Raw genomic sequence first — 24,666 nt, 5'->3', positions numbered from 1 at the left:
CTCACAGTCTGACTGTATAAACAAACAGGGGAACGGGATGAAAGCACTGACAGCTCGACAACAGCAAGTTTACGATCTGGTGCGTGACCACATTTCGCAAACGGGCATGCCACCAACACGCGCTGAGATAGCAGCAAGTTTGGGTTTTCGTTCGCCTAATGCGGCAGAAGAACATTTAAAAGCCTTAGCTCGTAAAGGGGTAATTGAGATTGTTTCTGGAGCTTCCAGAGGCATTCGTCTGTTGTTAGAAGAAGAATCCGAAGATTTAGGACTTCCTCTGATTGGACGTGTTGCTGCTGGCGAACCATTGCTTGCACAAGAACATATTGAAAGCCATTACCAAGTCGACCCAGAATTATTTAAACCACACGCAGACTTTTTATTACGCGTAAATGGTATGTCGATGAAAGATATCGGTATCATGGATGGTGATTTACTTGCGGTACATAAAACACAGAATGTCCATAATGGGCAAATTGTTGTGGCACGTATCGAAGATGAAGTTACTGTTAAACGCTTTAAGCAACAAGGCAATCGCGTTGAGCTTATTGCTGAAAACTCTGATTTTGCACCAATTGTGGTTGATTTACGCGAACAGAATTTTACTATCGAAGGTCTAGCTGTTGGGGTTATCCGTAACAGTGACTGGCATTGATGATGAGTGATTGAGTCTGGCAGCAGACTCAATATCTCTATTTTTTGAATAGCCTTTCTTTATATAGCTATTTTCATACTGTTTTTCTTTATATAGCCATCTTCCATGTTGCTATATAGCTTCCTTTATTTTACTTCCTGTAGACCACTTATTCTATATCACTTCTTTTTTGAACTGACCGTGGCGTGATGGTTATGTTCACAGTGTTCATGATCTTGGCAATTGGAAATCTCAAAACATTTTTGACATAAACCATGGTTTTCTACCACCGTATGCCTGAGATGAAAATGATTTTCTTCCGCTAGTGTGCTAATCGCTTGTTCGATAGTCGTGCAGTCACTTTCGGTCACATTGCCACAATTATCGCAAATCAACATCACTGAAATATGGCTTGGATTATCCACATGGTGACAAACCACATAGCTGTTTGTGGATTCAATTTTATGAATAAATCCTTGTTCCATGAGGAACTCTAAACCGCGATAAACGGTAGGGGGTTTAGCCTGAGGCTCTATTTCACGCAGTAAATCTAGTAGATCATAAGCACTGATCGCACCGTGTTGCTGCGCTATTAATCGCAGAACAGTCTCTCTTTGTGGGGTCAAACGCACGCCTCGAGACTGACAAATACGTTCGGCCGTCGTAAGCAGCATGTCTTCACTGATTGTTTTCATCTTGTTTGGCCCCACCTAGATAGCTTCAAGTTTTTATTACTGTTTAGTTTACCATAACTTCCATTTCTGTTGTGTTTGAAATGGTGGTGATGAAATAAACAATTTTTTACTAAATTGAATACGCAATTTTAACTTTAATAAAGGCAACATTAATAAAAAATGAACTCCTTATTTAAGAGATGGTTTTTTCTATTTTAAATAAATCATTAATTGCTACATTTTAGTTAATAATTGGGTGTTAAATTTAACCAAATAAAAACAATTATTGAAATTCATTGTTACTATTTAGCGTTGATTTTAATTAAGACTTATCTTACCCCTTGTTTCTTGTGTAGCGATTACTGACGCGAAAAAGACACCGGGTAGATGTTAAATCTAATAAATTTACATCTGTTCGGTTTATTAAGTTGTATTTAAATATAAATATAGATTTTTATATTTATAGGTTTTTTGCAATATTTAGACATTTTTATAAATGCAAAATGAAGTCTTCATATAAATCTTTCTAAGTAATTCATCATTTCTTTAGATTTAAGTACTCATTCAGTGGGTAAAAGTTGTCTTTGCTCATTTTTCCGATATAAAAAACCAAGTCAACGCTTTATTTGGGTGGTTTTTGACAACATATGTCACGTATGTAGAATTGACATCAGAAAATATCACAAGGTAGTTATCAGAATTCATTTAGTGTTCTATATCAATTTTAATTAATTACTGAATGACTCAGTAATTAATTTAGAAGTGAGAATGTTGGCTTAATGATTTCTGTTTTTTAAATCACATAAATGAGATGGAGCTCGTTTATACAAAAAAATCTCTAACCTGAATGAAATTCATCAAGTAGGAAAGCTAGAGGAATTTTCAAGGGTGCACTGATTAAGTAAATAGACTTAATTTTGCATCAGTGGAAACAGGAAAGAGAAAAAGAGAAATAGCAGTTCCTACTCATTTAAAGGAAAACTTTTATGAAACTGAATAAATTAGCATTAACTCTAGCTTTAGGTTTAGGTGTTGGCGTTTCAGGTGTTGCTTTAGCTGCTGATCCAGTAGAAAGCTCACAAGGTGAAATCCGTTTTACTGGTTTCATTAACGACGTTCCATGTTCAATCGATGCTGACAACCTGAAGCAATTAGTTGAATTCGGCGAAATCGCGTTACACGAACTGACTTCTAACCAATTCCGTTCAGACAGTAAAGCGTTCGATATCGTTCTGAAAAACTGCTCTACTGAAACTTACAAAAACGCAAAAATCACATTTACTGGTTCTACAGTAAACGGTTTCCAAGGCTTCACTGGTGACTTACTGGGCTTAGGCGGTAAAGTTAAAAACGCTGGTATCGTAATCACTAACGGCGCTGACAAAATCGTTGAATTCGGTAAAGCATTCCCAGGTACTGGTGACGGCTACGCGTTAAACAATGGTGACGGTTCACAAACTACTCTGCACTTCGCAGCGTACGTTAAAGGTAACGAAGATCCAACTCAAAAAGCTACTACAGGTCGTTTTGACACTGTAGCTAACTTCAAAATTGTTTACCAATAATAGTCAGTTCCTATAGAGAACAATATGGCGTAGTCATACGCCATATTTCTTATATCGTCTTCACTGTATTTGTTTGTATAGGCGCATAGTTAATGAAAAGCATGAAGCTAAATCTAATTACAAAATTAATGCTTTTAATGTTAACGCCAATGGTTGCATTCTCTGAAGAGGCCGTTGATTTTAACACCGACTTCATTGATTCTGAAGGTAAAGAAAACGTCGACTTCAGTAAGTTCTCTCATGCCAACTATGTCCCTCCTGGGGATTACTCTTTAGCGATTGAAGTTAACCGCGCTAAAGTTTCTATGGAACAACCTATCACCTTTTTTAATCCTAATTACGACGACAAAGTTTCGTTGGCATGTATCACGCCTGAAATTTATGCATTATTGGGATTAAAAAAGGAGTGGAATAGCCAAGTCAAATGGCTAGATGATGGAAAATGTTTGGATATTCGCTCAGTTCCGGATATGACCATTCAAGGGGATTTGGCAAAGAACGTTGTACAGTTCAATATTCCTCAGGCCTACATGGAGTACTCAGACCCTGATTGGGACCCACCATCTCGTTGGGATGACGGGATTATGGGTGCATTTATTGACTATAACGCGACAGGACGCGTTGTTAATAGACAAACCGGCGATAAAGGAACGAAATCAGGTCTGACGGCCACAGGGACAATGGGTGCAAACTTCGGTGCATGGCGTTTGCGTGCCGATTGGCAAACTCAAAACGGTGAGCTGAATAAAGGTAGTAAATCATGGTCTTGGAACCAATTATACGCCTATAGAGCGATTCGTTCACTGAGTGCGCGTTTGACGATCGGGGAGCAATATTTAGCGTCAAACCTGTTTGACAGTATTCGTTATCTTGGTGCGAGTTTAGAAACCAACGAATCCATGCTGCCACCTCGCTTACAAGGCTATGCGCCTGAAATTGCAGGTGTTGCAAAAACGAATGCGACAGTCATGGTAAAACAAGATGGTCGTATTATTTATCAAACAGAAGTTAGCCCTGGTCCATTCCGTATTCAGGATGTGAACTCATTCGGTGGCGGTACGCTGGATGTAGTGATTCAAGAGCAAGATGGCACAACAAGCAGCTATCGAGTGGAAACCTCTCGACTGGGTACGTTGACACGCCCTGGTCAGCTGATTTATCAATTTGTGATGGGTAAACCGACAAAAGATGACCATGATACTCAAGGCCCTGGATTTAGCATGGGATCGCTCTCTTGGGGGGCGACAAACAATATCACGGTTTATGGTGGTTTACAGGCATCATCTGAATATCAAAACGTTGCATTTGGTTTAGGTCGTGACTTTGCGCCATTTGGTGTTTTATCGGGAAACATCAACATTTCTCGTGCGCAAATGGGGCGACTGGATGACAATGAAACGTTAACCGGTAACTCTTATAACCTGACGTATTCTAAGCAGTTTGATGAAATTAACAGCCAGATTACGTTTGCGGGTTATCGATTCTCTGAACGAAATTATATGTCAATGAGTCAGTTTATTGACCGTCGCTATAAAGGCGATAAAGGCGATAAGGTCGATAGCGGTAAAGAACTTTATACCATTATTTTTGGTACGGCGTTCCCGGATTATAACGCCAATATGTATTTGAACTATTCGCACCAAACCTATTGGAATAGAGCATCAACCAACCAGTATAACTTTACGCTTTCAAACTATTTTGATATTGGCAAAGTAAAAAATATCAGCCTGAGTTTAACAGCTTATAAAACGAAATCACGTGACCGTGATGATGATGGCGTTTATTTAAACCTCATGATCCCATTAAATAAAAATGAGTCGAGCATAAGTTATTCCAGTTCCTTTTCTGGGGGGAATAACTCTAATAACGTTAACTATTATAGCCGAATTGATAATCGCTCTTCTTACTCTGTATCTGCAGGTAACTGGGATAAAGATAAAGTCACGACCGCGGGTACATATAGTTACGATGGCGATAGAAGCCAGCTGAATTTGAGTGGTACCTATATTCAGGATAACCAAACCGCCGTTTCTATGCAGTTAAAAGGCGGTATGACGATGACACCTGAAGGTGGCGCGATACACCGTAATAACTCAGTTCGTGGCGGATCCAGAATATTAGTCGATACTAATGGTGTCGCAGATGTACCCATCTTAAATGGAGTAACACCAATAAAAACTAACCGTTACGGTAAAGCGGTGGTCACCAGTGTGATGGACTATAACCGTAATAACTTAAATATTGATCTGAAAAATGTGCCGGATAATGCAGAAGCGCTGCAATCCACACAGTATGCAACTCTGACAGAAGGTGCCATTGGTTACCGTAAATTCAATGTCATCACGGGTGAAAAATTAATGGGAATTATCAGCTTAGCTGATGGAAGCTATCCACCATTTGGGGCTTCAGTGAAAAATGCGAAAAAAATAGAAGTCGGAATTATTTCAGATAAAGGTTTTGTTTACTTAGCGGGTGTTAACCCATCAGAGTCGCTTGATGTGACATGGGGTGATGATACTTCATGCCATATTCAACTGCCTGAAAAATTAGATAGCAACATGGAGCATGATGTTTTACTGCCATGTAAATAATTAAAAAAAATTTTTAACGTCAACGGTGAATATATGAATTTATTAACTAAACGCAATGCGGTCGCTATTTTAAGTGCCTCATTATTGGCTCAATCAGCTTATGCAGCCATTGCTATTGATAGAACTCGTGTGATTTACAACGAGGGCGATAAATCAGTGAGCGTAGGTTTAAGTAATGAACACAAAACCAGCCCTTATTTGGCGCAAGCATGGATAGAAAATGATAAAGATGAAAAAGTAAATTCACCTTTTATTGTGACTCCGCCAGTACACCGACTTGAGGCGGATTCAAAAAGCCAAATTAAAATTCAGTCTGTACCTGCTATCGCTAAATTACCGAAAGATCAGGAAAGCGTTTATTACCTAAACGTGCGAGAAATACCACCGCGCAGTGAGAAAGCCAATGTATTACAAATTGCGTTACAAACAAAAATTAAACTGTTCTATCGTCCCGCTGCGATTGCAACGAAAGATAGAATGGAAACTATTCCTCAAGAAAACGATATTAAACTGGTGAAACAGGGTAGTGGATATGTCGTTAAAAACCCAACCCCTTACTTCCTATCAGTCACTAAACTCAGCAAAGGTAAGACAGAAGTTGCCGATTTTGAACCTATTATGGTTCCACCTCGTGGTGAAACTAGCTTAGGAAAAAATACAGGGGATATCGGGGCATCACCAACCTTAGTATATCTCAACGATTTTGGCGGTACGATTGACTTGAAATTTAACTGCAGCGCGGTTGAGTGTTCTGTCGTACCTAGAAAATAAGGTCTACCGCTATGATGTCTATTAAAAATTTAGCCAAGGTATTATTGATATCATCGACTCTTTTTACGTCAGGTGCCCTTGGATTTTCAGGCTACCTGTATGTAGAAATTAAAGGTGTCGTCTTATCCAAACCCTGCCAGATTAATAATGGACAAGCCATAGAAGTCGATTTTGGCGATGTCATGACAACGCGTATTGAAGGTGAAGTGTATAAACAGCCAATGGACTACACCATTACCTGTAAAGACGGCGTTCAGCCAAAATTGAATATGTATATTGACGGCACGCCCGCTGCATTTGACCAGCGGGTGCTTAAAACGAGTGTCGATAATCTCGGTGTCCTTTTTAAGGCGGATACCAGCGATTTCCCATTAAAAACTAGGCGTGCCTTTAACTTTGCATCACCGACTAAATTATTTGCGGTGTTGGTGAAGAAAAGCGGTACTGATTTGCCAGCGAAAGCCTTCACGGCTAATGCGACACTCAAAGTTGAGTATCAATAAGGGTGATAAACATGCGGGACATTTATAAGCTTATTGGGGTGTTTTTACTGTTTATCTTATTTCCTTTCTCTTCAACGGCGAGAGATAACGAAACAGACATTCTGATTAAAGGTAATTTAATCACGCCGCCACCGTGCCATATTGATAATGGTAAAGATATTGAAGTGGAGTTTGGTAACGTTTCCATTAAATCCATTCAAGGTAATGCTCAAAAGAGACAAGTCAATTACCAAATCCAGTGTGAAGAAAACAAGAACAATTGGGCCATGTATTTAACATTAAATGGCGCAAAAAGTGCATTTGATACTAATGGGTTGAATACAGGAATTACCAATCTTGCGGTTAAATTTCAACTGGGCGATCAAACTTTAGATTTAGGCAAAAAATATTTAATTAACCCAAGTAACCCTGGGGTACTTTGGGCTGTATTGGTTCGTGATGGTAATAAAGAGCTGAAAACGGGCGACTTTATTGCAAACGGAACCATGCTAGTGGAGTACCAATAATGAATAAGAAAATACGTTTTGGAATTTTATTTGCATTACTGGGAAACCTCGCTGCGGTAGCAACGATGCCTGCACAAGCTGCGCAGAATAATATGAAAATCAAAGGGACGCTGGTGAACGCACCTTGTGTGGTGTTACCAGAAAATTCAAAGGTTGAAGTCGATTTTGGTGATATCCGACTGTTGGATATCTATGAGCCGGGATTTCAATTTCCGAATGAATCCTTCACGTTAGTGTTGTCAGATTGCGATTTGACCATTGCGCAAAAGGTGAAAGTAAAATTCTCAGGAACTGAAAACTTACTGTTGCCAGGTTCCCTCGCGTTGACGGGCAGTGATTTAAACCCTGGATTAGGTGTTTTTATTGAGTTGGCGGATGGAACTCCGATGAAAATTAACCAATTTTCATCGCTAATGCCAATCAGTAAAGCAGGTAAGAATGAATTACAGTTTAATTCATTTATCAAAGCGACATCGGATGTTGTGAATAATAAACAAGTGAAAGTCGGTAAAATATCAGCCACTGCAACATTTATATTTGAGTACGAGTAATTTTATTATCAAAGTTTATGGCTTTGATTTAATTAAGCTTTATTAAGTAAATAAAGAGAACTGAAATGGGAAAACGAATTCAAAGGTTATTTTTAATACCGTTGCTTTTTATAAGCTCTCTTGGTTATGGGTCGACATATTTTTCGTATGTTGAAGACATTGTCTCTTCAGGGAGTAGCCATACCTATTATTACCAATTTGATTATTGGAGAGCTAACTCTCCTACGGAACCAAATCCATGTGTTTCTGTTCTAGGTTCTGGTGGCGCTAGGAACTGTTATTTTACGATTAACCATTTACATACAGCGCCAAATATTGGGGGAGCAGGGTCTCGTAAAGACTGGGAGTGTTCCATAAATTTCGCGACTTACCCGACGATGCAATCAATTATTGATGCAGCGCAAAATCAATGTGGTTTAAGTTTTCCTAAAAGAGGGGATAGTCGTCACTCCGGAGCGATTACAGCAGATGAGTGTGTCGGTATCTTTTTAGATACAAACCGCACTAGTAGTTCTGCGAAAATGCTACCCGGTGGGATCTGTGGTATTGCGCCACCACCTGCCGGTAAGTGCTATTTCAATTATGTTGCAAATAACCGAATGGAATTAGATCACGGTACATTGAACACTGGGGATCTGAATGGAAATACGCAGCGTGGATTCTTCTCGATTGTTTGTAACCAAAACATGCGAGTAAAAGTTTCTTCAAATATGTTGCAAGAGTATGTGAATTTACGTCCGAATGGTGAATTGATGTCACGAGTGACATTGAACGGTCAACCGGCTTGGTTTGGCACGATTATCAATGCAAGAGCAAATACGAATGAGCTTGTGACAGTAGAATCTGTATTGAAAACGAATGGTACGGTTGCAGCGGGTAACTTTAGTGGTGTAATTACACTGGTAATGACCATTCCATAATGTAAAGCGTTAAGAATTTTGTATTCGTCATTTTCCCATGTTGACGGTTTTGCCTACTTAAACGTAAATGTTGGTAGGCTTTTTTTTAATCTTTTTTATTTATTCTAAAATACGCATTTCTAATATAGAACTTATTAAGCTTTATGCTTATTCAACATAACAGGTGAAGGCAGAATAGGCCTCATCCTTCAAAATATAAACATTATCTTCCATTCTAGTCACATTTACATAATATTTTATTTTGTCTTTTTCCAATTGAATGAAATTGGCAAATACGTCATTAGGGGTGCTATCAGAGTTTGTCACTGATGAGGAATTCATCACGATTAAATAATTACCTTTTTTATCTACCGGTGTATAGGAAAAATAAATAGCACGATCTAATCGATAAATGGTTTCTTGGTTTTTTATATAACCATAAAAATTCATTCTGCCATTATGATTGTCTGAAACCTGTAATGACATTTTAGATTTAAGGATAATACCATCCGGTGTGCCATTTTCTTTTATCCAAACAATTTCAGAATGACAAAGTTTTACATCATCTTTATCTTTTGCAAAGGTAACATAAGTAATGGGGATAATAACCGCAGCTAGAGCCGCAGTAATAAGATACTTTTTCATTTAAATTCTCTGATCGTTAATAGAAACACAGTCAAACTTATTATTTTTTTCTTTACAAACGCTAATTGCAGCATTTTTATCGAATGAGTAAGAGGCATTGACATCTGAAAGAACAATAATTCGTTTTGGTTCTTCGCAGGCAATATTATATTTATCTAGCTTTTTATTAATAAAATCGAGATTGGTTTTTTTTGCCTGTTCATTTATTTTGATGGGAGATTGAAATACGCAATTATCTCGGCTTCCAAATGTTGTATAGCTATTCCTTTTATCATTATTTGGTTTTAGTGTATTGATAAATAAGTAAAATGATCCAATAAAGATGAATGAAATGATAGCGAATAAAAGCATCCTACCTTTTAGATTACTATTTTTAGTGGCAATGATTTCTGAAGTTGCAATGGGTTTCGTCTTTGAATTATCGGTGCTATTACTTATTGAAGTATTAAGTTCTAAAATTTCATTTTCACCCTCTGAAATAGCGACTTTTGTCAGTTCAGTATTTTGGGGTATTAGCAAATTCTTAGATGGGGTGACAAGTGTTTCTGTTATTCCATAATTATCTGAAGTGATAATTTCATTGGATACAGTTTGCTTGTTGTCATTATCCATTGCAATACTGGATAGATGACTATCAATTCTAAATCCTTTTTTGGGAACCGTAACAATTGTTTTTGGATCAATACCAACCAGCTCAAGCTTTTTCCTTATTTCGCTGATATAGGTGTTTAAATTATTATTTGATCCAACCAGACCATATTCTTCCCAAACATTTGTAAGAAGTTCGTCTCGAGTAGCAATACCTTTCTTTAAATTTAATAAAAGAATTTCACCAAATAATCGAGCGGCAGGTTTAGATAATTCAATATGTTGATCTGGATCATCTTTTAGAAAAATACGACTTGTCCTGTGTTCAAAAATAAACTTGTTATCGATTGTATAATCATGTTTTTCAATCATAGTTATCTTCTGCTCTCTGAAATTCAAATAATTCAATAGCTAAGCCACTATTAATTAGTGGCTTAATGTAATTTAAGTTAAATTTATTCTAGGGATTTATATATTTTTATTAATTTAATTATAGGTATAGTCTAAATAGGGATTGGAATAACTTCAAGTATTCGGAGATGAGCTTTTTTGCTGTAAATTAGCAAAAATATTGATTTGAATATCATATTGGAGTAATAAACTAAATAAAATATTATTGCTAGTTTATTATTATAAATATATTCGTTTTCGTTGTTATATCGGTAGATAAAACTAAATTTCTAGCGCGATAAGTAGAGTTATTTATAAGAATTATCCTAAGGGATTTCGCTTAATTCTATTTATAGGTGAAATTAACTGATAAGACAATTTATTTCTCAATTTATAAGGCAAGAAAGTAATATCTTGCCTTATAAAATTAAGTATTAGTATTTATATTCAATTCCTAGCCAATAGTTGCGACCTTCTTCTATATAGCCATCAGTATATTCATAAGACTTGTCGAACAGGTTGTTGACTGAGCTGTTCACAGATAGCCCATGCCCTAAGTCATAATCCACGCGGAGATCAGTTTTGGCGAAGCCGCGTACCTTATCTTCACTGTCCACATAGTTAAATGCCCAGCTTCTGGCTTCTTCTGTAATCGTAATGCTCATTGGCTGATATGGGGTAAATTTCACCCAAGCAAACGCTTTGTGGGTTGGCAGCTCTGCAACATGGCGTACGCTATAGTGTTTCGGATCCGCGTGGATATAGCTGTAGTTCATACCTGCTTCCATCCAATCGGTGATTTGCCCTGTAGTGCCTAAATCCGCGCCGATATAATCCACTTTGCCGCTATTACGGTTTTGCAGTAATGCGCCACCTTTTTTATTTTCGCCTACATGGTGCGCCATGATGGCATCAGAAACGTGGTTATAGTAGGTACTTGCTGTATAGCTCCACACTGGAGTGAAATGCCCTTTATAAGTTAAATCAAAGGTCAGTGCACGCTCAGCATCTAAATGTGGGTTAATGAGGAATGAATCATCATTCTTCATTTTATTTTCGGTGTAGCGCTCTTTTTGTGTCGGGAAACGTGTTCTTTCGGATACAGAGAATTGAACGGTATCTTCATTTTCTAAATGGTAACGGGCCATCATCTCCCAGTTGAAGGTATGTTGGTTGTTATTGTCATAATGTTGAACGCCTTCCATTGCACCGGTTTTTTTATTGTATATATAGCGTTTTCCATCATCACTATCACGCCAGTCATAGCCAATTCCGCCGATGATATCGAGCTTATCTGTCGCAACCCATTGGTATTCGGTAGAGACAGACCAGGTTTGATCTTTATAACGGTCAAATGGGTTGGTTTTATTACTGCGAGAGCGGTGAACGTCTTCTTTCCAGTGTGCGGCAAATGACAGCATATCTAATTCACGTACAGTAAAGTCTGCACGCAAGTCTGCACCGTTGCTGTAGTCATCATAGCGGCTGTAGTTATAATTACCTTTTTGATAATCCTTGACGGATTTGTACTGGTGCAGCGTGTTTTTGAATGAATCGTGATAAACGCGGCTTTGCAGTGCAATACCATCAGTGACTTGGGTGGTGCCATTAAAGTAGATGCTCTCTTTATCATAAGCTGGCCACTGCCAGATCTGCTGCTTATCAGAGTTGGCATTCGGCGCGCTGTTTTTGTCACCATCTTGCTTAATATAAGTCACCACATACTCATCGGCTTCTCGTGGCGTCCAGCCCATTTTCAGCATCAAACGCTTATCATCGGTGGCGGAGTTAGTGCGGCGTCCATGCGTTCCCGCATACGGGTTATTATCATCAGAGCTAGGTAGACCCATAAAGCGCTGCTTATATTGGCTACCACTGACTTGAATAAAACCTAAATCATTGCGACCACCAAGGCGGGCGCTAACGTTATGGGCATTATCTGCACCACGCGCAAAGCCTTGGTTCAGGCTGATATTCGCTTCGAACGGTTTTTTTGGGGTCGCGGTGGTTAAGTTGATGGCGCCGCCCATTAAGTTCGGACCTTGTAACAGGGACGTATACCCCGTAGAAAGCTCAACACTTGCCAGTTCACTGGTCATAAAACGCCCAAGGTCAAGGGTACCGTCATAAGGAACATAGGTCGGGATACCGTCAAAGAAAACAGGCACTTGGCGGCTATCAAAACCACGTACATTCACTTGAGTCTCATTACGGTTACCGGATTTTTGGATCGCCACGCCGGGTAGGGTGCTGAGAGCTTGAGCCACGTTGGTTTTATTGAGTTGCTTCATTTGCGACTCAGTGATCACGTTAGCATCAGCGGCGAGTGGGGTACTCCAGACTGACATCACATCGCGGCTCGCGTCAGCTTGTGCCTGATTATTCTCTGGAGAGGTCGTTGCTGCTTGCCCCTGTGTTGCGAATAACGCCATTCCTATCAAATAGGTAATTTGTTTTATTTTCATTATTAATAATTTCCAGTTAGTTTTTCCTGCGACTTATATCGATATATTTATTTTTATATAACGATAGGCGTCGCTTTTGCCATAAAACACTATCCCGCGGTGAGCCGCAGGATAAGGTTTTAAATCTATGTATTTGGGTCGTTAAGATTTAAATATCTGTACTTTGATGTCTCTCGGGTTTGCGTAATAGGGAGCTGAAGTGATCAACAGAGGAACACCCGCTTGGGCGAAACTTTCGATAGTTTGCAAGTTAACGCCACCGGCAATGGATAATCGGCAGCGGGATTTTTTCTCATTCACCAAGCGTTGTAATTGCTGAATCTGCTCCACAGGAAGTTTATCCAGCTGGACAATATCGGCGTTGGTATCAATGGCAAGCAGAGCTTGCTGATAATCATCGGCTTCAACGATGATCTGCTTCTCAGGCGCGGCCGCTCGTAACGTATCGACATGAGATTGCCAATCATCGGGATTTGTAAGGCAGTTGCGATGATTGGTAAAGAGCAAGATAGTTTCTGCGCTGCCAGCACGATGGACAATGCCGCCACCAGCGAGGATCGCGGTTAACGCAAGGGGCTTGGTCGCGGGAATGGTTTTCCGTGTGCAAGCGAGCTGCCCATTAGGGTGATATTTTTTTAATATCGTGACCATTTGATGGGTGTAGTGACTGACGCCACCACACCATTCAAGGACATTCTGGACTGCCTTCCACCCTTGATGCAGTGCTTCAACCGAGCCAGACGCGTTAATCAAGCGGCTTTGTGGCTCCACAATATCTCCGTCACGAAATAGGCATTCGCTGCGTATGCCCAGCTTTGTGAGTATACGTTGGGCGATATCCAACCCGCTTACACAGCCGCCAAGTTTCGAGGTAAAGGTCATGGTGCCTTGCTGGGTGTGTAAGCCAAGCGCGCGGCTGGTGAGATCCCCATACTGGATATCATCGAGAAGCAGCTGGTCAATTAGGGTGTCAGGCAAGTAAATCATAATGTTAGTTCCACTTCATCCACCACATCCCATGAGACCATCGCCCAATCGCGGGATGGGAACGGCAGGGCTTTACCATCGGCGGTTTGTTTCTCGTAGTAAGCGCGCAGCTTTTCAGTTTCTTCTTCGGTGAGATCTTTGAGCGACCAGTTTACGCTGTCGATAAATGCATCCACGTTATCGAATCCACCCCGATTTGGACTTTTAATAAAGTCGACACGGGCATGGATCCCCATTTGATGCAAGACATTCACGGCATAGATATAGGTTGGCAGACTAACCACTTCGCGCCCAATTTCGCGGATAATTTTCTCATCAATAAATGTCGGGTTAACGGTATGGGTGGTATACACGCGTAGGTTAGTTTGGCGGTTGAGCTTTAACATTGCGGCTTTTAGGTCATCCACGAGGGTAGAACGGGAGGCCACCGAAATATCGGCTTTTGGTAAATCGTCCCAGCTATCTTCCCACGCAAGGGTTTTAAATTGCGCATTGGTGACATTCATCTCTTTGGCGCGAATATTGGCCATTTCGAGCATACCTGCACTGTAGTCAATGCCGGTGACAGATTGAAATTGGTTAGCGAGATAAAGGCTAATAGAGCCAGGTCCACATCCCACATCCAGCAAGGTTTTTGCACCCGTAAAATCCATTAATTGGCGAAAGCGAATTAAGTATGGGTCGTTCGGATTGGCACAGTTTTGCGCCATTTGGTGGGCTTTTTTATCCCAATGTTCTGGTTCTTTGCGTGTGCGTTGGGCTTGTTGCATATGCTGCTGATACATCGCGGCAAAATCGAGTTGGTGAATAAGCATGATCCCTGACCTTAACAAGTAAAATTGAGTGGAAGCTGAAAATGCGCCGTAATACTCGGTGCATCGATATTATAGAGTTCTGCCAAGTTAGTGAGCGTTAACATACTTTGAGTCGAGCCTTGCCGTGCCTGCTGTTGTTTGTTTAATAAAATCACATGGTCGGCAATGGCAGCGGCATGTTGGGGGTGATGGGTGGACATTAACACCGTGATCCCATGCTGCTTTAGTGTTTCGATATGCTGTAACAACCGAATTTGATTGCCAAAATCGAGACTGGCGGCGGGTTCATCCATAATCAATAACTTGGGTTTTTGTACCAAGGCTCTGGCAATTAAAACCAGCTGCTTTTCCCCTCCGCTGAGGGTGCTATACAAGCGCTCTGCAAGGTGAGCAATGCCAAATTGGGTCAATTGCGCGATGGCACTGACTTTCTCTTTTTCACCGGGTACGCTGAACGCTGAGAGATAGGGGGTGAGCCCCATCATCACCATATCGACCACCGAAAACGTAAAGGGCGTATCGTGAGCTTGGGGTACGTAAGCAATCACTTTCGCGATATCTCGCTGTTTCAGCCGGCTGATGGATTGTCCTTGCAAGCGTATATCTCCATCAATGGCAGGAAGTAACCCTAATAAGGTTTTCATTAAGGTGGTTTTTCCGCACCCATTCGCGCCCAGCAAGCAGGTCATCTCACCTTCAGGTAAATGCAGGTTAATGCCTTCAATAATGGCTTGGTGGTGGTAGCCAATCGCCACATTGTCTAGGGTTAAAATACTCATTTAACCCGCCTTGTTTGTAGCAAAATGGCTAAGAAAAAGGGTGCGCCCACGGCGGAGGTTAAGATTCCGAGCGGTAACTCAATGGCTGCAATGGTGCGAGCTAGCGTATCGGTGATCAGCAGTAAAATAGCGCCGATAGCCATTGCTGCAGGGAGCTGATAGCGGAAGTTAGCACCCACTATCATTCGCGTAATATGGGGAACAATCAATCCTACCCAGCCAATAATGCCAGCTATCGACACGGTGCTGGCGGTAATCAGGGTTGCGCTAACAATCAAAATGGTGCGATTGAGTGTGACATTTACGCCTAAACTTTTGGCTTCTTCATCGGATAAACTTAGCAAATTCATGCGCCAACGCAGCATCAATAATGGCACGAAACCCACGATCATAATGGGCAGCACTGACCATAAATCTTGCTGAGTAATGGAAGATAATCCACCGAGTAGCCAGAACGTGATAGAAGGAAGCTGCGTGTAGGGGTCGGCTAAAATTTTCATTAATGAGATGGCGGAGCCGCAAATTGCACTGACGGCAACCCCAACTAGCACAAGGGATAGAATAGGATCGTGCTGGCGGGCTAGGCGAGCAATCAGATACACCACCGCCACCGTGATAAGCCCACCCACAAAAGCAAACAGTTGGATAGATACCAGAGATTGTCCGAGAAATATCCCTAAAACAGCTCCGACGCCCGCCCCTGCGGAAACGCCTAAAATATCAGGGGAAACGAGAGGGTTACGAAACATACCTTGATAAGCCGCGCCAGCAATCGCTAGCCCGCCTCCAATCAAGATGGCGGCTAAGACGCGTGGAAAGCGAATTTGCCAAAATACCGTATTGCTACGAGGATCATCGACGGGCGCTTGAGTAAACAAGTGATAGAGCTCTTCCAAGGTTAGTGAGTATTTACCACTGGTTAATGCCATCAGAAAACAGAGTAGCAAAATAGCCATCAATAATAATGGCTTAGTTTTGGTATTGAGCCAGCTCGCCGTCATGACCTTTCCATTAGCAAGTCGACCTGCTCTTGAGTGAGCGATGAATGGTAGAACAGCTCAAAAAATTGTCTTAGATCGTGAGTCATCGTCTCTTCAACCGCTTTATCAAAGTGACTTTGTAAGCGTCTCATGCCCAGTAAACGGTTGATCCCTGGTGGACCATCTAACCAACCGAATGGCATCCCACTGAATACGAACAGGTTATTCGATGAGATGGCTTTGAGTCCTGCCCATAATGGCGAGCGAGTAATTAATTCAACAGATTCATCATATTGGGTGATGATAATATCTGGCTCCCACTGGTACAGCTGTTCCATGGAAACATCGGTCAAACCGTGGAATCCATCGATGTCCACCACATTACGAAAACCGAGCATTTCGATGGCTTCAGTATGAATAGAACCTTTTGTGCCGGTTTGTAGTCCTTTTGCACCTCTGGCGAGGTAAAAACTGAGGGGTTTTTGTTGTTGAGTCAGTGCAAATTGCTGCGCATTGCTAAGATAGCGTTCTGCTACCATACTCAGTTTTTCAGCTTGCTGATTAACATTCAATAGACGACCAAGTTGACACAGCTGTTGCGGAGCATCAATCAGCTTACCATCCATCAGCAAATACGGGATCCCCGTTTGTTTGGCGACTTTTTCCGCTTGGGAACGGTAGGTTTCATCGATATTGCCAGTATCGAGGATCAAATCAGGGTGATAAGCCAATAATTGTTCAAGGGATAACGTGCTACCTCGTCCCGCAAGACGACCATAAACAGGCAAATTCATCCATTGTGGCGCAAATAGTTCACTATTCCCTTTTTTCAAGTTAATCGAGGCAAAACCCACCATTTTTTCTGGGGTGAGGGCAAACATCAGTAAGTCTGCGGGCGGACCCGCCGTGATCACCTTTTGAATGTTACCATTTGCAGGTAAAGTACCGAATAATGCCTCTGCGACAGGGCTGCGACTAAATGCAGGTAAACTGTAGTATGCCGCAAGGACAGCGCAGGATTGGATAAAATGTCTTCTGTTCATTGCCATAATTAACATCGTTATACTTATATTTATATAGCGCGAAAATTAGCGAAGTCAGGCAACAGAGTCAACAGTAAAAATGAGATAGCACTGAAAAGTCGATGTTTCTGTGATTTAAAGCAATATCAAGGATTGATATCCACTGGCAGATCGCAGAACATAGCGAAATATAACGGCGTATTATAGATAATCTGGGATATATGAAGAATAAACGACCTTCTTTGCAAGATGTAGCCGACCGAGTCGGTATCACAAAAATGACGGTGAGCCGTTTCCTGCGAAATCCTGAGCAAGTTTCAGAATCCTTGCGCGGGAAAATTGCCAGTGCAGTGGAGGAATTAGGCTATATCCCAAACAAAGCGCCTGATATTTTGTCGAATGCCACAAGCCACGCCATCGGCGTTTTATTGCCATCATTAACTAACCAAGTTTTTGCCGAAGTGATCCGCGGTATTGAAGCCGTCACCGACAAACATGGTTATCAAACCATGTTGGCGCACTATGGTTATCGTGCAGAAAAAGAGGAAGAGCGCTTAACTTCGTTACTTTCTTACAATATTGATGGCGTGATTTTAGCGGAGCGTACCCATACCGAGCGCACCCTGCGCATGTTAAAAACGGCGGGGATCCCTGTCGTTGAAATTATGGACAGTATTTCGCCTTGTTTTGATGCCGCGGTAGGTATTGATAACTTTGAAGCGTCTCGCCAAATGACGCAGGCGATGATCGACCGTGGCTGCCGAAAAGTAGTCTATTTAGGGGCGAGGCAGGATGAGCGGACAATCATCCGTTTGGAAGGTTATGAAAAAGCCATGCTCGATGCCAAACTAACTCCGCGTAATTTAATGACTCAAGAGAGCTCCTCTTATTCTCTTGGCGCACAATTACTTCAAGAATGCCGCGTAAAATACCCCGATACGGATGGGCTATTTTGTACTAACGATGACTTAGCCATCGGCGCGATTTTTGAATGCCAGCGTTTAGGGATTAATGTCCCCAATGATTTGGCTATTTCGGGCTTCCATGGACACGATGTGGGACAGGTGATGACACCGAAATTAGCCAGTATCTTAACCCCTCGTGACCTTATGGGGCGCAAGGCGGCAGAAGTGCTGCTGGCAAGGATGCGCGGTGAAAAATTAGCACAGAAAAAATTCGATGTTGGTTTTAAGTTACTAACTGGTGAAAGTATCTAGTAAGGTTGCATCGAGTCAGCAAAACATTATTGCGATTACCATCACAATTCCGCTGTTTTCTTCACCTATCTAATTGCTAAATAAATATCCACTAGCAATAATGTTACCCGTAACCTGTTACCGGTAACATCCAGCCAGGGCACCGGAATAACAACCTAAATTAAATTTCAAATCTAGAATTAAATAACCTCTTTTCAACACCCGAGGAGTTTCCTATGAGTGATACCCAAAATCAAAACTACACATTTGTCTTAATGGGGGTATCGGGTAGCGGCAAATCCGCAGTGGCGAGTGGCGTTGCTCAGCAGTTACAAGCTGCCTTTTTAGACGGGGACTTTTTGCACCCGAAATCCAATATTATGAAAATGGCATCTGGACATGCACTGAATGATGATGACCGTCGTCCGTGGTTAGAAGCGCTGAACGGTGCCATTTTTGCAATGCAAAGAACCAATCAGGTTTCTCTGGTTGTGTGCTCTGCATTGAAAAAGAGTTATCGCGATATTCTTCGTGAAGATAATAAAAATCTCTATTTTATCTATCTGAAAGGCGATGCAGCAGTGATTGAAGAGCGTTTAAGAGCGCGTCGTGGTCATTTCTTTAAACCAGAAATGTTGAAATCACAGTTCGATACACTGCAAGAACCAGATACCCAAGAAGCCGACGCTTATGCGGTTGATATCCGTCCTGCGCTCAATGAGGTTATCGACAATACCTGTGCAACCATTCGTCAAATCATGACGGGAGATAAAGCATGAACGCACCAGTAGAAACATTAAGTACCTTAACATTGGTACTGACCGCCGTTGGCTCGGTGGTATTATTGCTATTTTTAGTGATGTACGCGCGTTTACACGCTTTTGTAGCGTTAATGATTGTGTCGATTGGCGCGGGTCTATTTTCTGGTATGCCAGTCCAAGATATCACTGCAACCATGCAAAAAGGGATGGCGGGAACCCTGGGATTCCTTGCTATCGTCGTCGCCTTAGGTGCCATGTTCGGTAAAATCTTGCATGAAACGGGCGCTTTGGATCAGGTTGCTCATAAGCTATTAGACCTTTTCGGTGAAAAGCGCGCGCATTATGCGGTGGGGATCGCCGGTTTAATCTGCGCACTGCCATTGTTCTTTGACGTGGCTATCGTGCTATTAATCGGCGTGGTATTTGCGGTCGCAAACCGTACTGGCCACAACGTAGTTCGCTTAGCAATTCCTCTGTTTGCTGGTGTGGCAGCAGCGGCAGCCTTCCTGTTACCGGGACCAACACCAATGCTGGTGGCGTCGCAAATGGGTGCAGATTATGGCTGGATGATCTTAATTGGTCTGTGTGCGGCTATCCCGAGCATGATTTTAGCGGGTCCACTGTTTGGTAGCTTTATCAGCAAGTTTGTTAGTATTGAAATTCCTGCTGACTACCAAGCACCACAAAGCACTAACGGCAAAATGCCAAGCTTTGGCTTCAGCTTAAGCCTCGTGTTGTTCCCATTACTGCTGGTTGGTTTAAAAACCATCGGGACTCACTTTGTGGAAAAAGGCTCGAATCTAGAAAACTGGTTAGAGTTTATTGGTCATCCATTTACTGCATTATTACTGGCATGTTTGCTGGCAATCTACGGCTTAGGCTTCCGCTACGGCATGGATAAAGAGCGCGTGATGGCGGTCTGTTCCGCAGCAATTCAACCTGCGGGTATCATCCTGTTAGTGACTGGTGCGGGTGGTGTATTCAAACAAGTGCTGGTGGACTCAGGTGTAGGTCCGGCATTAGGTGATTCGCTGATTGGTGCAGGTTTACCGATTGCTGTCGCGTGTTTCGTCTTAGCGGGTGCGGTGCGTGTTATCCAAGGTTCTGCGACTGTTGCTTGTCTAACGACTGTTGGTTTAGTCCTGCCTGTTATCGGTGAGCTAGGTTACTCTGGCGCACAACTGGCTGCATTAGCGATTTGTATCTCTGGTGGTTCATTAATTCTGAGCCATGTGAATGACTCCGGTTTCTGGTTATTCGGTAAATTTACAGGTGCAACTGAAGCTCAAACCTTAAAAACGTGGACTATCATGGAAACGATTTTAGGCACGACGGGTGCGATTGTTGGGATGATTTTCTTTACCTTCCTCTAAAACTGATTTCTCTCTATCTCTTCTGTAAAAAACAAAAGTCAGCTTACTTAGGTAGGCTGACTTTTTTGTATGTGAAGATAACGAAATAGGTTTATTTCAACATCTGATTAAACTGGCTATATAAAGCCTGTGCGCTTTTCTTATAACCATCCGCAGAGAAATGCACATTATCAGGACGGGCTAAACCTTGTGATGCCCATGCGCGGATAGAGCAAGGCCCGCCCATGTTCGCTTGCCAATCCCAAAACAGCGTATGTTCCTGAGCGGCAATGTTTTTCTGAATACGGATCACATCCATCAAATTCACCGGCATCTGTGCGCTACAACCCGCCGCATTACTGAATTTAATTGAGTCGCTAGGCCCCACTAGCATAATCACGGCATTAGGTGATTGCTGGCGGATCTGACGAATTTTATCCCGTAGATTTTGTTCGTAAGCCACTAAGTTCAGTGTGTCATTAAACGCTTCATTGGTGCCGAAGGCTAAAATCACCATATCTGGCGACATTTGAGCCAGCGTGGCGCTCCACTGTGGTTGCCACTTATCCAGCATGTTGATGGTCGCACCGTTTAAACCGATAGCAGATAACATCACACCGGGTTTATTCGAACGGACTAACCATCCACCCACTTTGAGATTACTTGTTGTTCCAACTGACACAGTTGATGGCAATTGCGTGCTCACTGGCGCAGAGAATTGCCAGCTATTTCCCGTGGCAGGTAAGGCAACTGTCGAAGATGAGGATGGCGAAACCTGCATCTGGGCACCATTCGAGCTTTGGTACAGTGCTTGTAAGCGATAACTATTTTGGACAGGCTGCAACGGTTTTAATAACACATTGCTCTTGCTACCTTGTGGCTCCGCTATCAATCCACCTAACGGGTAGTCAAAACGCTCGTCTTTGCGGCTACTGGAAAGTGACCAATCTGACTTATCACTGACGCGATTAATGGTGGCGGTGCGTTGACCCGGTACCGAAATTGGCGGTACAAAACCAGGACCTGCATCTCCATAACGTTGTTGGAACAATGCTCTTAATTCACCAGTGAAAAAATCTGCGGCCGTGTGTGAATCCCCTATCTGAACGATATGGACTTGTTGACCACCTTGGCGCAGTTTAGACGCCAATTGACTTAAATTGGGTTCACCGTTATTGACTAACTGCCCTTGCTCTGTAGGCGCTTGCCACTGAGTTTGCGACGTTTTGCCGCGTTTAGTATCAGGGGTTTGACAAGAGACTAAGCCTAATGACAGCAGGGTAATAACACTAGCTGTGAGTAGCTTGCTCTTGACCTGATTCTGGTTGTTCAGTTTCATGAGGTTCCTTGTCTTCCTCTTCGAAATGGATCAGTGAAAATACGCTTTCGGCAATCATTTGTTGCCCTTTACCACTGAAATGGATCCCATCACCACTGCGCAATTTTATAGCATTGCTACCATCCCCAATATAGTCGGAATAGTCGTCATTTTTATATTTAAAGACGTCATTAGCAGAAATGTACATTTCGCCATACTTCGCAACTTCGGTTTGGTAGAGACCGCGTAGGAACTTCATTCCATCGGAGAGAGTGTTTTTACGCATATTCGGTGGACCCACCCAAATCACATCGACATGATGTTGGCGTGCGGTGGAAAGAATTTCACTGATACGCGAACGATAGGTTTGCTCCCACTCTTCACTCTTGAATTTCACATACTTATAGCCCGATTGTGGTGGCATATCCCACGGGTCATTAGGACCTAAAAATACCACTAAGACTTTAATTTTCGGGTTATCGTTCAATGCTTTGGCAATGGTATCTGGCCAGTTAAAGAATTTAGGGTACGCGAGACCGGTACTCTGCTTACTTAAGTTAATACTCTCAATATTATACTTTTTCAACAGCATGTTTTTAACATGGGGAGCGACGCCCTGCATCATGGAGTCCCCAGCAAACAAGACTTGATCCCCTGCAGCAATATTGGCTATCTGTTTTTGAACAACAGGTTCTTCAGGCTGCGCAATAGTCACTCCTGCAAAGGTTCGACCTGAAATTTTAGCGCGAGCTTGAGGGCGTTTTAATAACTCAGGGAATGTGACCGATAAGCTCTCTGCGGGATGAATATAACCATTAACAAAGTGTAGCCCGACACGGAAATCTTGTGGGAAAACTAACGTTTCGTGGTTAGCAGCCATTTGGGCGGCAAGTTTATCTTCAGCGGCTTTTTGTCCAGATGCGTGATAGGCAAAAGTTGCCCCTGCTTCTTGGACACCATCATGTAACGCGCTCCCGTAATCCCAGACAGGGTTTCCACTGATTTTCGCCCATGGGGTATCTTGGTGATACTTTTGCTGCCAGAATCGCTCTAAGGAGCTTTGGTTTAACCAAATCAGTAGCAAGCCAGTGATGATGACAATCAGCACCACTTGTCCGGTTTTTTTCAGGTTATTTTTAAACTCAGAAGTTAGCATAGATAAATCCTGGCATTCCCGAAGGTGAAAGCATAAACATAATCGTCAACACGATGGCTAATGGGATTGGGTAATAGTACCAAGCGATATCTTGATATTTCTTGGCAACATACTGGTAGCCTTGAACGAAATAAGGGTAGGCGAAGAACAGTAACCAGAATGCAATCAGCAAGCCGAGGTTCGCGCTAATTGAGGCGATAAATCCAGGCTCAATAAATTGATTGAGCATCACCAGAGCATCATCAAACGATGGGCTACGGAAAAAAATCCATGCAAAGCAGACAAAATGGAAAGTCAGAATTCGTGCAAGTAATTTTGAAACATGGGAGTTGGGAATTAAGTGGGTTCTCCCCAGTTTTTTCATTAGCTCAGTTTTGATATTAAAAATTACCGTCCCTAAGCCATGAATTGCGCCCCAAATAACAAATGTCATTGCAGCACCATGCCACAGACCCGAAATTAACATTGCGGTTAATACGTTGATATTTTTGCGTACAAATCCTTTGCGACTGCCACCTAATGGAATATAGATATAATCCATGATGAAGGTCGATAAACTGATATGCCAACGTTTCCAGAAATCTTGCAAGTTAGTGGCTAAATATGGGGCATTAAAGTTAAGTGGCACTCTAAAGCCTAATAGTAACGCAATCCCCGTCACTAAATTGGTATAACCGGAGAAGTTAAAATAGATATTCCACGCGTAAGCGTAGGTGGCAATTAATATTTCCCCTGCACTAAAGCCTGCGGGAGCATCAAATACTGGATTAACGTAGTTTTCAGCGAGGTATGAGCTGAATAGAAACAGTTTTACCAGTGCTAAGCTAATTAACAAAATGGCACGGCGAGAGTCGAGAATAACGCGGCTTTCAGCTTGGATTTGCGGTAAAAAGTTTTTTGCACGGTTAATTGGACCCGCAACGATACTTGGGAAAAAAGCCAAATATAATACGACGTCAAAAAAGTCGGCTTTTTCAATTTCTTTGCGGCATACAGAAACGGTATAGCTGACGGAATGGAAGGCGTAGAAAGAGAGCCCCAATGGTGCCAACAGTTCCAGTACAGGCAGTCCAACGCTAAATCCAAACTTATCGAGGGTTTGCTGAATAGTTTCCTGGAAAAAAGAATAATATTTAAACGCAGTAAAGCAGCCAATGATCCCGATAGCTAATAACGAATATACCCATCGATTAGATAACCAAACCGTTGCCCAGTTGGTGAGCAAATAGATAAATAACGTGTAGCCAAACAGAATATAGGCAAAGTCAGGGCTAAACGAGTAGACAAAGAAATAACTTGCTGTGATGAGCAACCCATTCTGCAATTTAGAGCTGGGTTGGCAGCCCCAATAAATAAGAAAAAAAACTAAAAAAGAGCCAAGAAACTCAAATGAGAAGAAATTCATATTAGACTCAGGTGTTATTTGTTATGGGTGACCATGATATTTATTCTTCCTCGGCTTGCAATCAGAATTTCGTCATATTTCGCGCCGTCGCGGTGTTGTCATCGTATTGCCAC

General features: G+C 42.0%; 23 protein-coding genes. 11 read left to right on the top strand and 12 right to left on the bottom strand.

Features of this window, described 5'->3' with window-relative positions; genetic code table 11:
- Positions 1 to 37: 37 nt before the first annotated feature.
- The gene (gene lexA, locus GKR61_RS12595) at positions 38 to 655 is read left to right on the top strand and encodes a transcriptional repressor LexA (protein WP_036955398.1); all 618 of its coding nucleotides are present in this window, start codon (positions 38 to 40) and stop codon (positions 653 to 655) included.
- Between the two features lie 158 nt (positions 656 to 813).
- On the opposite strand, the gene zur is transcribed toward lexA, so the two are convergent.
- Positions 814 to 1,329, bottom strand: a complete 516-nt coding sequence (gene zur, locus GKR61_RS12590; RefSeq protein ID WP_036955395.1) for a zinc uptake transcriptional repressor Zur — start codon at positions 1,327 to 1,329, stop codon at positions 814 to 816.
- 965 nt (positions 1,330 to 2,294) lie between these two features.
- Here zur and GKR61_RS12585 point away from each other — a divergent pair.
- The 7 genes from GKR61_RS12585 to GKR61_RS12555 all read left to right on the top strand — a co-directional run bounded on the left by GKR61_RS12585 (position 2,295) and on the right by GKR61_RS12555 (position 8,715).
- Positions 2,295 to 2,873 carry a fimbrial protein gene (locus GKR61_RS12585; RefSeq protein WP_036955392.1) on the top strand — a complete coding sequence of 193 codons (579 nt, stop codon included), beginning with the start codon at positions 2,295 to 2,297 and terminating at the stop codon, positions 2,871 to 2,873.
- 101 nt (positions 2,874 to 2,974) lie between these two features.
- Entirely contained in the window at positions 2,975 to 5,464 is a 2,490-nt protein-coding gene (locus GKR61_RS12580; protein WP_230083161.1) for a fimbria/pilus outer membrane usher protein, read from the top strand.
- 33 nt (positions 5,465 to 5,497) lie between these two features.
- Positions 5,498 to 6,235, top strand: a complete 738-nt coding sequence (locus tag GKR61_RS12575; protein ID WP_108479282.1) for a fimbria/pilus periplasmic chaperone — start codon at positions 5,498 to 5,500, stop codon at positions 6,233 to 6,235.
- Between the two features lie 11 nt (positions 6,236 to 6,246).
- Entirely contained in the window at positions 6,247 to 6,738 is a 492-nt protein-coding gene (locus GKR61_RS12570; protein ID WP_036955381.1) for a fimbrial protein, read from the top strand.
- Positions 6,739 to 6,749: 11 nt separating this feature from the next.
- The gene (locus GKR61_RS12565; protein ID WP_036955377.1) at positions 6,750 to 7,244 is read left to right on the top strand and encodes a fimbrial protein; all 495 of its coding nucleotides are present in this window, start codon (positions 6,750 to 6,752) and stop codon (positions 7,242 to 7,244) included.
- Positions 7,244 to 7,795, top strand: coding sequence for a fimbrial protein (locus tag GKR61_RS12560; RefSeq protein WP_036955373.1), 552 nt, complete (start codon positions 7,244 to 7,246; stop codon positions 7,793 to 7,795). Before GKR61_RS12565 ends, GKR61_RS12560 begins: the two co-directional genes overlap by 1 nt.
- Before the next feature lie 65 nt (positions 7,796 to 7,860).
- Positions 7,861 to 8,715, top strand: coding sequence for an MrpH family fimbial adhesin (locus GKR61_RS12555; protein WP_036955368.1), 855 nt, complete (start codon positions 7,861 to 7,863; stop codon positions 8,713 to 8,715).
- 147 nt (positions 8,716 to 8,862) lie between these two features.
- Here GKR61_RS12555 and GKR61_RS12550 read toward each other — a convergent pair whose 3' ends face one another.
- The 8 genes from GKR61_RS12550 to GKR61_RS12515 form a co-directional block, all read right to left on the bottom strand.
- On the bottom strand, positions 8,863 to 9,339 hold the full coding sequence (locus GKR61_RS12550; protein WP_036955365.1) for a FidL-like protein: 477 nt from the start codon (positions 9,337 to 9,339) through the stop codon (positions 8,863 to 8,865).
- The gene (locus GKR61_RS12545; RefSeq protein ID WP_154599663.1) at positions 9,340 to 10,299 is read right to left on the bottom strand and encodes a winged helix-turn-helix domain-containing protein; all 960 of its coding nucleotides are present in this window, start codon (positions 10,297 to 10,299) and stop codon (positions 9,340 to 9,342) included. It lies immediately after the preceding gene.
- Between the two features lie 452 nt (positions 10,300 to 10,751).
- A complete protein-coding gene (locus GKR61_RS12540; protein WP_154599662.1) occupies positions 10,752 to 12,782 on the bottom strand; it encodes a TonB-dependent receptor plug domain-containing protein in 2,031 nt (676 codons plus the stop codon).
- 141 nt (positions 12,783 to 12,923) lie between these two features.
- Entirely contained in the window at positions 12,924 to 13,769 is an 846-nt protein-coding gene (gene modD / locus GKR61_RS12535) for a ModD protein (protein ID WP_154599661.1), read from the bottom strand.
- Entirely contained in the window at positions 13,766 to 14,584 is an 819-nt protein-coding gene (locus tag GKR61_RS12530; protein WP_154599660.1) for a class I SAM-dependent methyltransferase, read from the bottom strand. Before GKR61_RS12530 ends, modD begins: the two co-directional genes overlap by 4 nt.
- 11 nt (positions 14,585 to 14,595) lie before the next feature.
- The gene (locus GKR61_RS12525) at positions 14,596 to 15,363 is read right to left on the bottom strand and encodes an ABC transporter ATP-binding protein (RefSeq protein ID WP_036955352.1); all 768 of its coding nucleotides are present in this window, start codon (positions 15,361 to 15,363) and stop codon (positions 14,596 to 14,598) included.
- Positions 15,360 to 16,364, bottom strand: a complete 1,005-nt coding sequence (locus GKR61_RS12520) for a FecCD family ABC transporter permease (protein ID WP_036955349.1) — start codon at positions 16,362 to 16,364, stop codon at positions 15,360 to 15,362. The genes GKR61_RS12525 and GKR61_RS12520 overlap by 4 nt, the downstream gene beginning before the upstream one ends.
- Positions 16,361 to 17,392, bottom strand: a complete 1,032-nt coding sequence (locus GKR61_RS12515; protein ID WP_154639817.1) for an ABC transporter substrate-binding protein — start codon at positions 17,390 to 17,392, stop codon at positions 16,361 to 16,363. The genes GKR61_RS12520 and GKR61_RS12515 overlap by 4 nt, the downstream gene beginning before the upstream one ends.
- 194 nt (positions 17,393 to 17,586) lie before the next feature.
- Between GKR61_RS12515 and gntR the strand changes: the two genes are divergently transcribed.
- The 3 genes from gntR to gntU all read left to right on the top strand — a co-directional run bounded on the left by gntR (position 17,587) and on the right by gntU (position 20,695).
- Positions 17,587 to 18,582: a gluconate operon transcriptional repressor GntR gene (gene gntR, locus GKR61_RS12510; protein WP_036955346.1), complete on the top strand. Its 996-nt coding sequence runs from the start codon at positions 17,587 to 17,589 to the stop codon at positions 18,580 to 18,582.
- A gap of 215 nt (positions 18,583 to 18,797) precedes the next feature.
- Positions 18,798 to 19,340: a gluconokinase gene (gene gntK, locus GKR61_RS12505; RefSeq protein ID WP_036955343.1), complete on the top strand. Its 543-nt coding sequence runs from the start codon at positions 18,798 to 18,800 to the stop codon at positions 19,338 to 19,340.
- The gene (gntU, locus tag GKR61_RS12500; RefSeq protein WP_036955341.1) at positions 19,337 to 20,695 is read left to right on the top strand and encodes a gluconate transporter; all 1,359 of its coding nucleotides are present in this window, start codon (positions 19,337 to 19,339) and stop codon (positions 20,693 to 20,695) included. The genes gntK and gntU overlap by 4 nt, the downstream gene beginning before the upstream one ends.
- 91 nt (positions 20,696 to 20,786) lie before the next feature.
- Here gntU and GKR61_RS12495 read toward each other — a convergent pair whose 3' ends face one another.
- Genes GKR61_RS12495 through GKR61_RS12485 form a run of 3 tightly spaced genes read right to left on the bottom strand, consistent with a single transcriptional unit; the run spans position 20,787 to position 24,553 of the window.
- Entirely contained in the window at positions 20,787 to 22,013 is a 1,227-nt protein-coding gene (locus GKR61_RS12495; RefSeq protein WP_036955338.1) for an SGNH/GDSL hydrolase family protein, read from the bottom strand.
- Positions 21,964 to 23,148, bottom strand: a complete 1,185-nt coding sequence (locus GKR61_RS12490) for an SGNH/GDSL hydrolase family protein (RefSeq protein ID WP_154599659.1) — start codon at positions 23,146 to 23,148, stop codon at positions 21,964 to 21,966. The genes GKR61_RS12495 and GKR61_RS12490 overlap by 50 nt, the downstream gene beginning before the upstream one ends.
- Positions 23,135 to 24,553 (bottom strand): MBOAT family O-acyltransferase, encoded by a 1,419-nt coding sequence (locus GKR61_RS12485; protein WP_154599658.1) that lies wholly within the window; start codon positions 24,551 to 24,553, stop codon positions 23,135 to 23,137. The genes GKR61_RS12490 and GKR61_RS12485 overlap by 14 nt, the downstream gene beginning before the upstream one ends.
- Positions 24,554 to 24,666 lie beyond the last annotated feature (113 nt).

The sequence above is a fragment of the Providencia sp. wls1916 genome, assembly GCF_009706585.1.
Lineage (GTDB): Bacteria > Pseudomonadota > Gammaproteobacteria > Enterobacterales > Enterobacteriaceae > Providencia > Providencia lanzhouensis.
Note: the sequence above shows the minus strand (reverse complement) of the source record. Positions and strands in the feature narration are given on the sequence as shown.

What these genes read in the sequence shown, in the direction of transcription:
- lexA (WP_036955398.1), top strand. Translation starts at nt 38, where the DNA reads ATGAAAGCACTGACAGCTCGACAACAGCAAGTTTACGATCTGGTGCGT.
- zur (WP_036955395.1), bottom strand. Translation starts at nt 1,329, where the DNA reads ATGAAAACAATCAGTGAAGACATGCTGCTTACGACGGCCGAACGTATT.
- GKR61_RS12585 (WP_036955392.1), top strand. Translation starts at nt 2,295, where the DNA reads ATGAAACTGAATAAATTAGCATTAACTCTAGCTTTAGGTTTAGGTGTT.
- GKR61_RS12580 (WP_230083161.1), top strand. Translation starts at nt 2,975, where the DNA reads ATGAAGCTAAATCTAATTACAAAATTAATGCTTTTAATGTTAACGCCA.
- GKR61_RS12575 (WP_108479282.1), top strand. Translation starts at nt 5,498, where the DNA reads ATGAATTTATTAACTAAACGCAATGCGGTCGCTATTTTAAGTGCCTCA.
- GKR61_RS12570 (WP_036955381.1), top strand. Translation starts at nt 6,247, where the DNA reads ATGATGTCTATTAAAAATTTAGCCAAGGTATTATTGATATCATCGACT.
- GKR61_RS12565 (WP_036955377.1), top strand. Translation starts at nt 6,750, where the DNA reads ATGCGGGACATTTATAAGCTTATTGGGGTGTTTTTACTGTTTATCTTA.
- GKR61_RS12560 (WP_036955373.1), top strand. Translation starts at nt 7,244, where the DNA reads ATGAATAAGAAAATACGTTTTGGAATTTTATTTGCATTACTGGGAAAC.
- GKR61_RS12555 (WP_036955368.1), top strand. Translation starts at nt 7,861, where the DNA reads ATGGGAAAACGAATTCAAAGGTTATTTTTAATACCGTTGCTTTTTATA.
- GKR61_RS12550 (WP_036955365.1), bottom strand. Translation starts at nt 9,339, where the DNA reads ATGAAAAAGTATCTTATTACTGCGGCTCTAGCTGCGGTTATTATCCCC.
- GKR61_RS12545 (WP_154599663.1), bottom strand. Translation starts at nt 10,299, where the DNA reads ATGATTGAAAAACATGATTATACAATCGATAACAAGTTTATTTTTGAA.
- GKR61_RS12540 (WP_154599662.1), bottom strand. Translation starts at nt 12,782, where the DNA reads ATGAAAATAAAACAAATTACCTATTTGATAGGAATGGCGTTATTCGCA.
- modD (WP_154599661.1), bottom strand. Translation starts at nt 13,769, where the DNA reads ATGATTTACTTGCCTGACACCCTAATTGACCAGCTGCTTCTCGATGAT.
- GKR61_RS12530 (WP_154599660.1), bottom strand. Translation starts at nt 14,584, where the DNA reads ATGCTTATTCACCAACTCGATTTTGCCGCGATGTATCAGCAGCATATG.
- GKR61_RS12525 (WP_036955352.1), bottom strand. Translation starts at nt 15,363, where the DNA reads ATGAGTATTTTAACCCTAGACAATGTGGCGATTGGCTACCACCACCAA.
- GKR61_RS12520 (WP_036955349.1), bottom strand. Translation starts at nt 16,364, where the DNA reads ATGACGGCGAGCTGGCTCAATACCAAAACTAAGCCATTATTATTGATG.
- GKR61_RS12515 (WP_154639817.1), bottom strand. Translation starts at nt 17,392, where the DNA reads ATGGCAATGAACAGAAGACATTTTATCCAATCCTGCGCTGTCCTTGCG.
- gntR (WP_036955346.1), top strand. Translation starts at nt 17,587, where the DNA reads ATGAAGAATAAACGACCTTCTTTGCAAGATGTAGCCGACCGAGTCGGT.
- gntK (WP_036955343.1), top strand. Translation starts at nt 18,798, where the DNA reads ATGAGTGATACCCAAAATCAAAACTACACATTTGTCTTAATGGGGGTA.
- gntU (WP_036955341.1), top strand. Translation starts at nt 19,337, where the DNA reads ATGAACGCACCAGTAGAAACATTAAGTACCTTAACATTGGTACTGACC.
- GKR61_RS12495 (WP_036955338.1), bottom strand. Translation starts at nt 22,013, where the DNA reads ATGAAACTGAACAACCAGAATCAGGTCAAGAGCAAGCTACTCACAGCT.
- GKR61_RS12490 (WP_154599659.1), bottom strand. Translation starts at nt 23,148, where the DNA reads ATGCTAACTTCTGAGTTTAAAAATAACCTGAAAAAAACCGGACAAGTG.
- GKR61_RS12485 (WP_154599658.1), bottom strand. Translation starts at nt 24,553, where the DNA reads ATGAATTTCTTCTCATTTGAGTTTCTTGGCTCTTTTTTAGTTTTTTTT.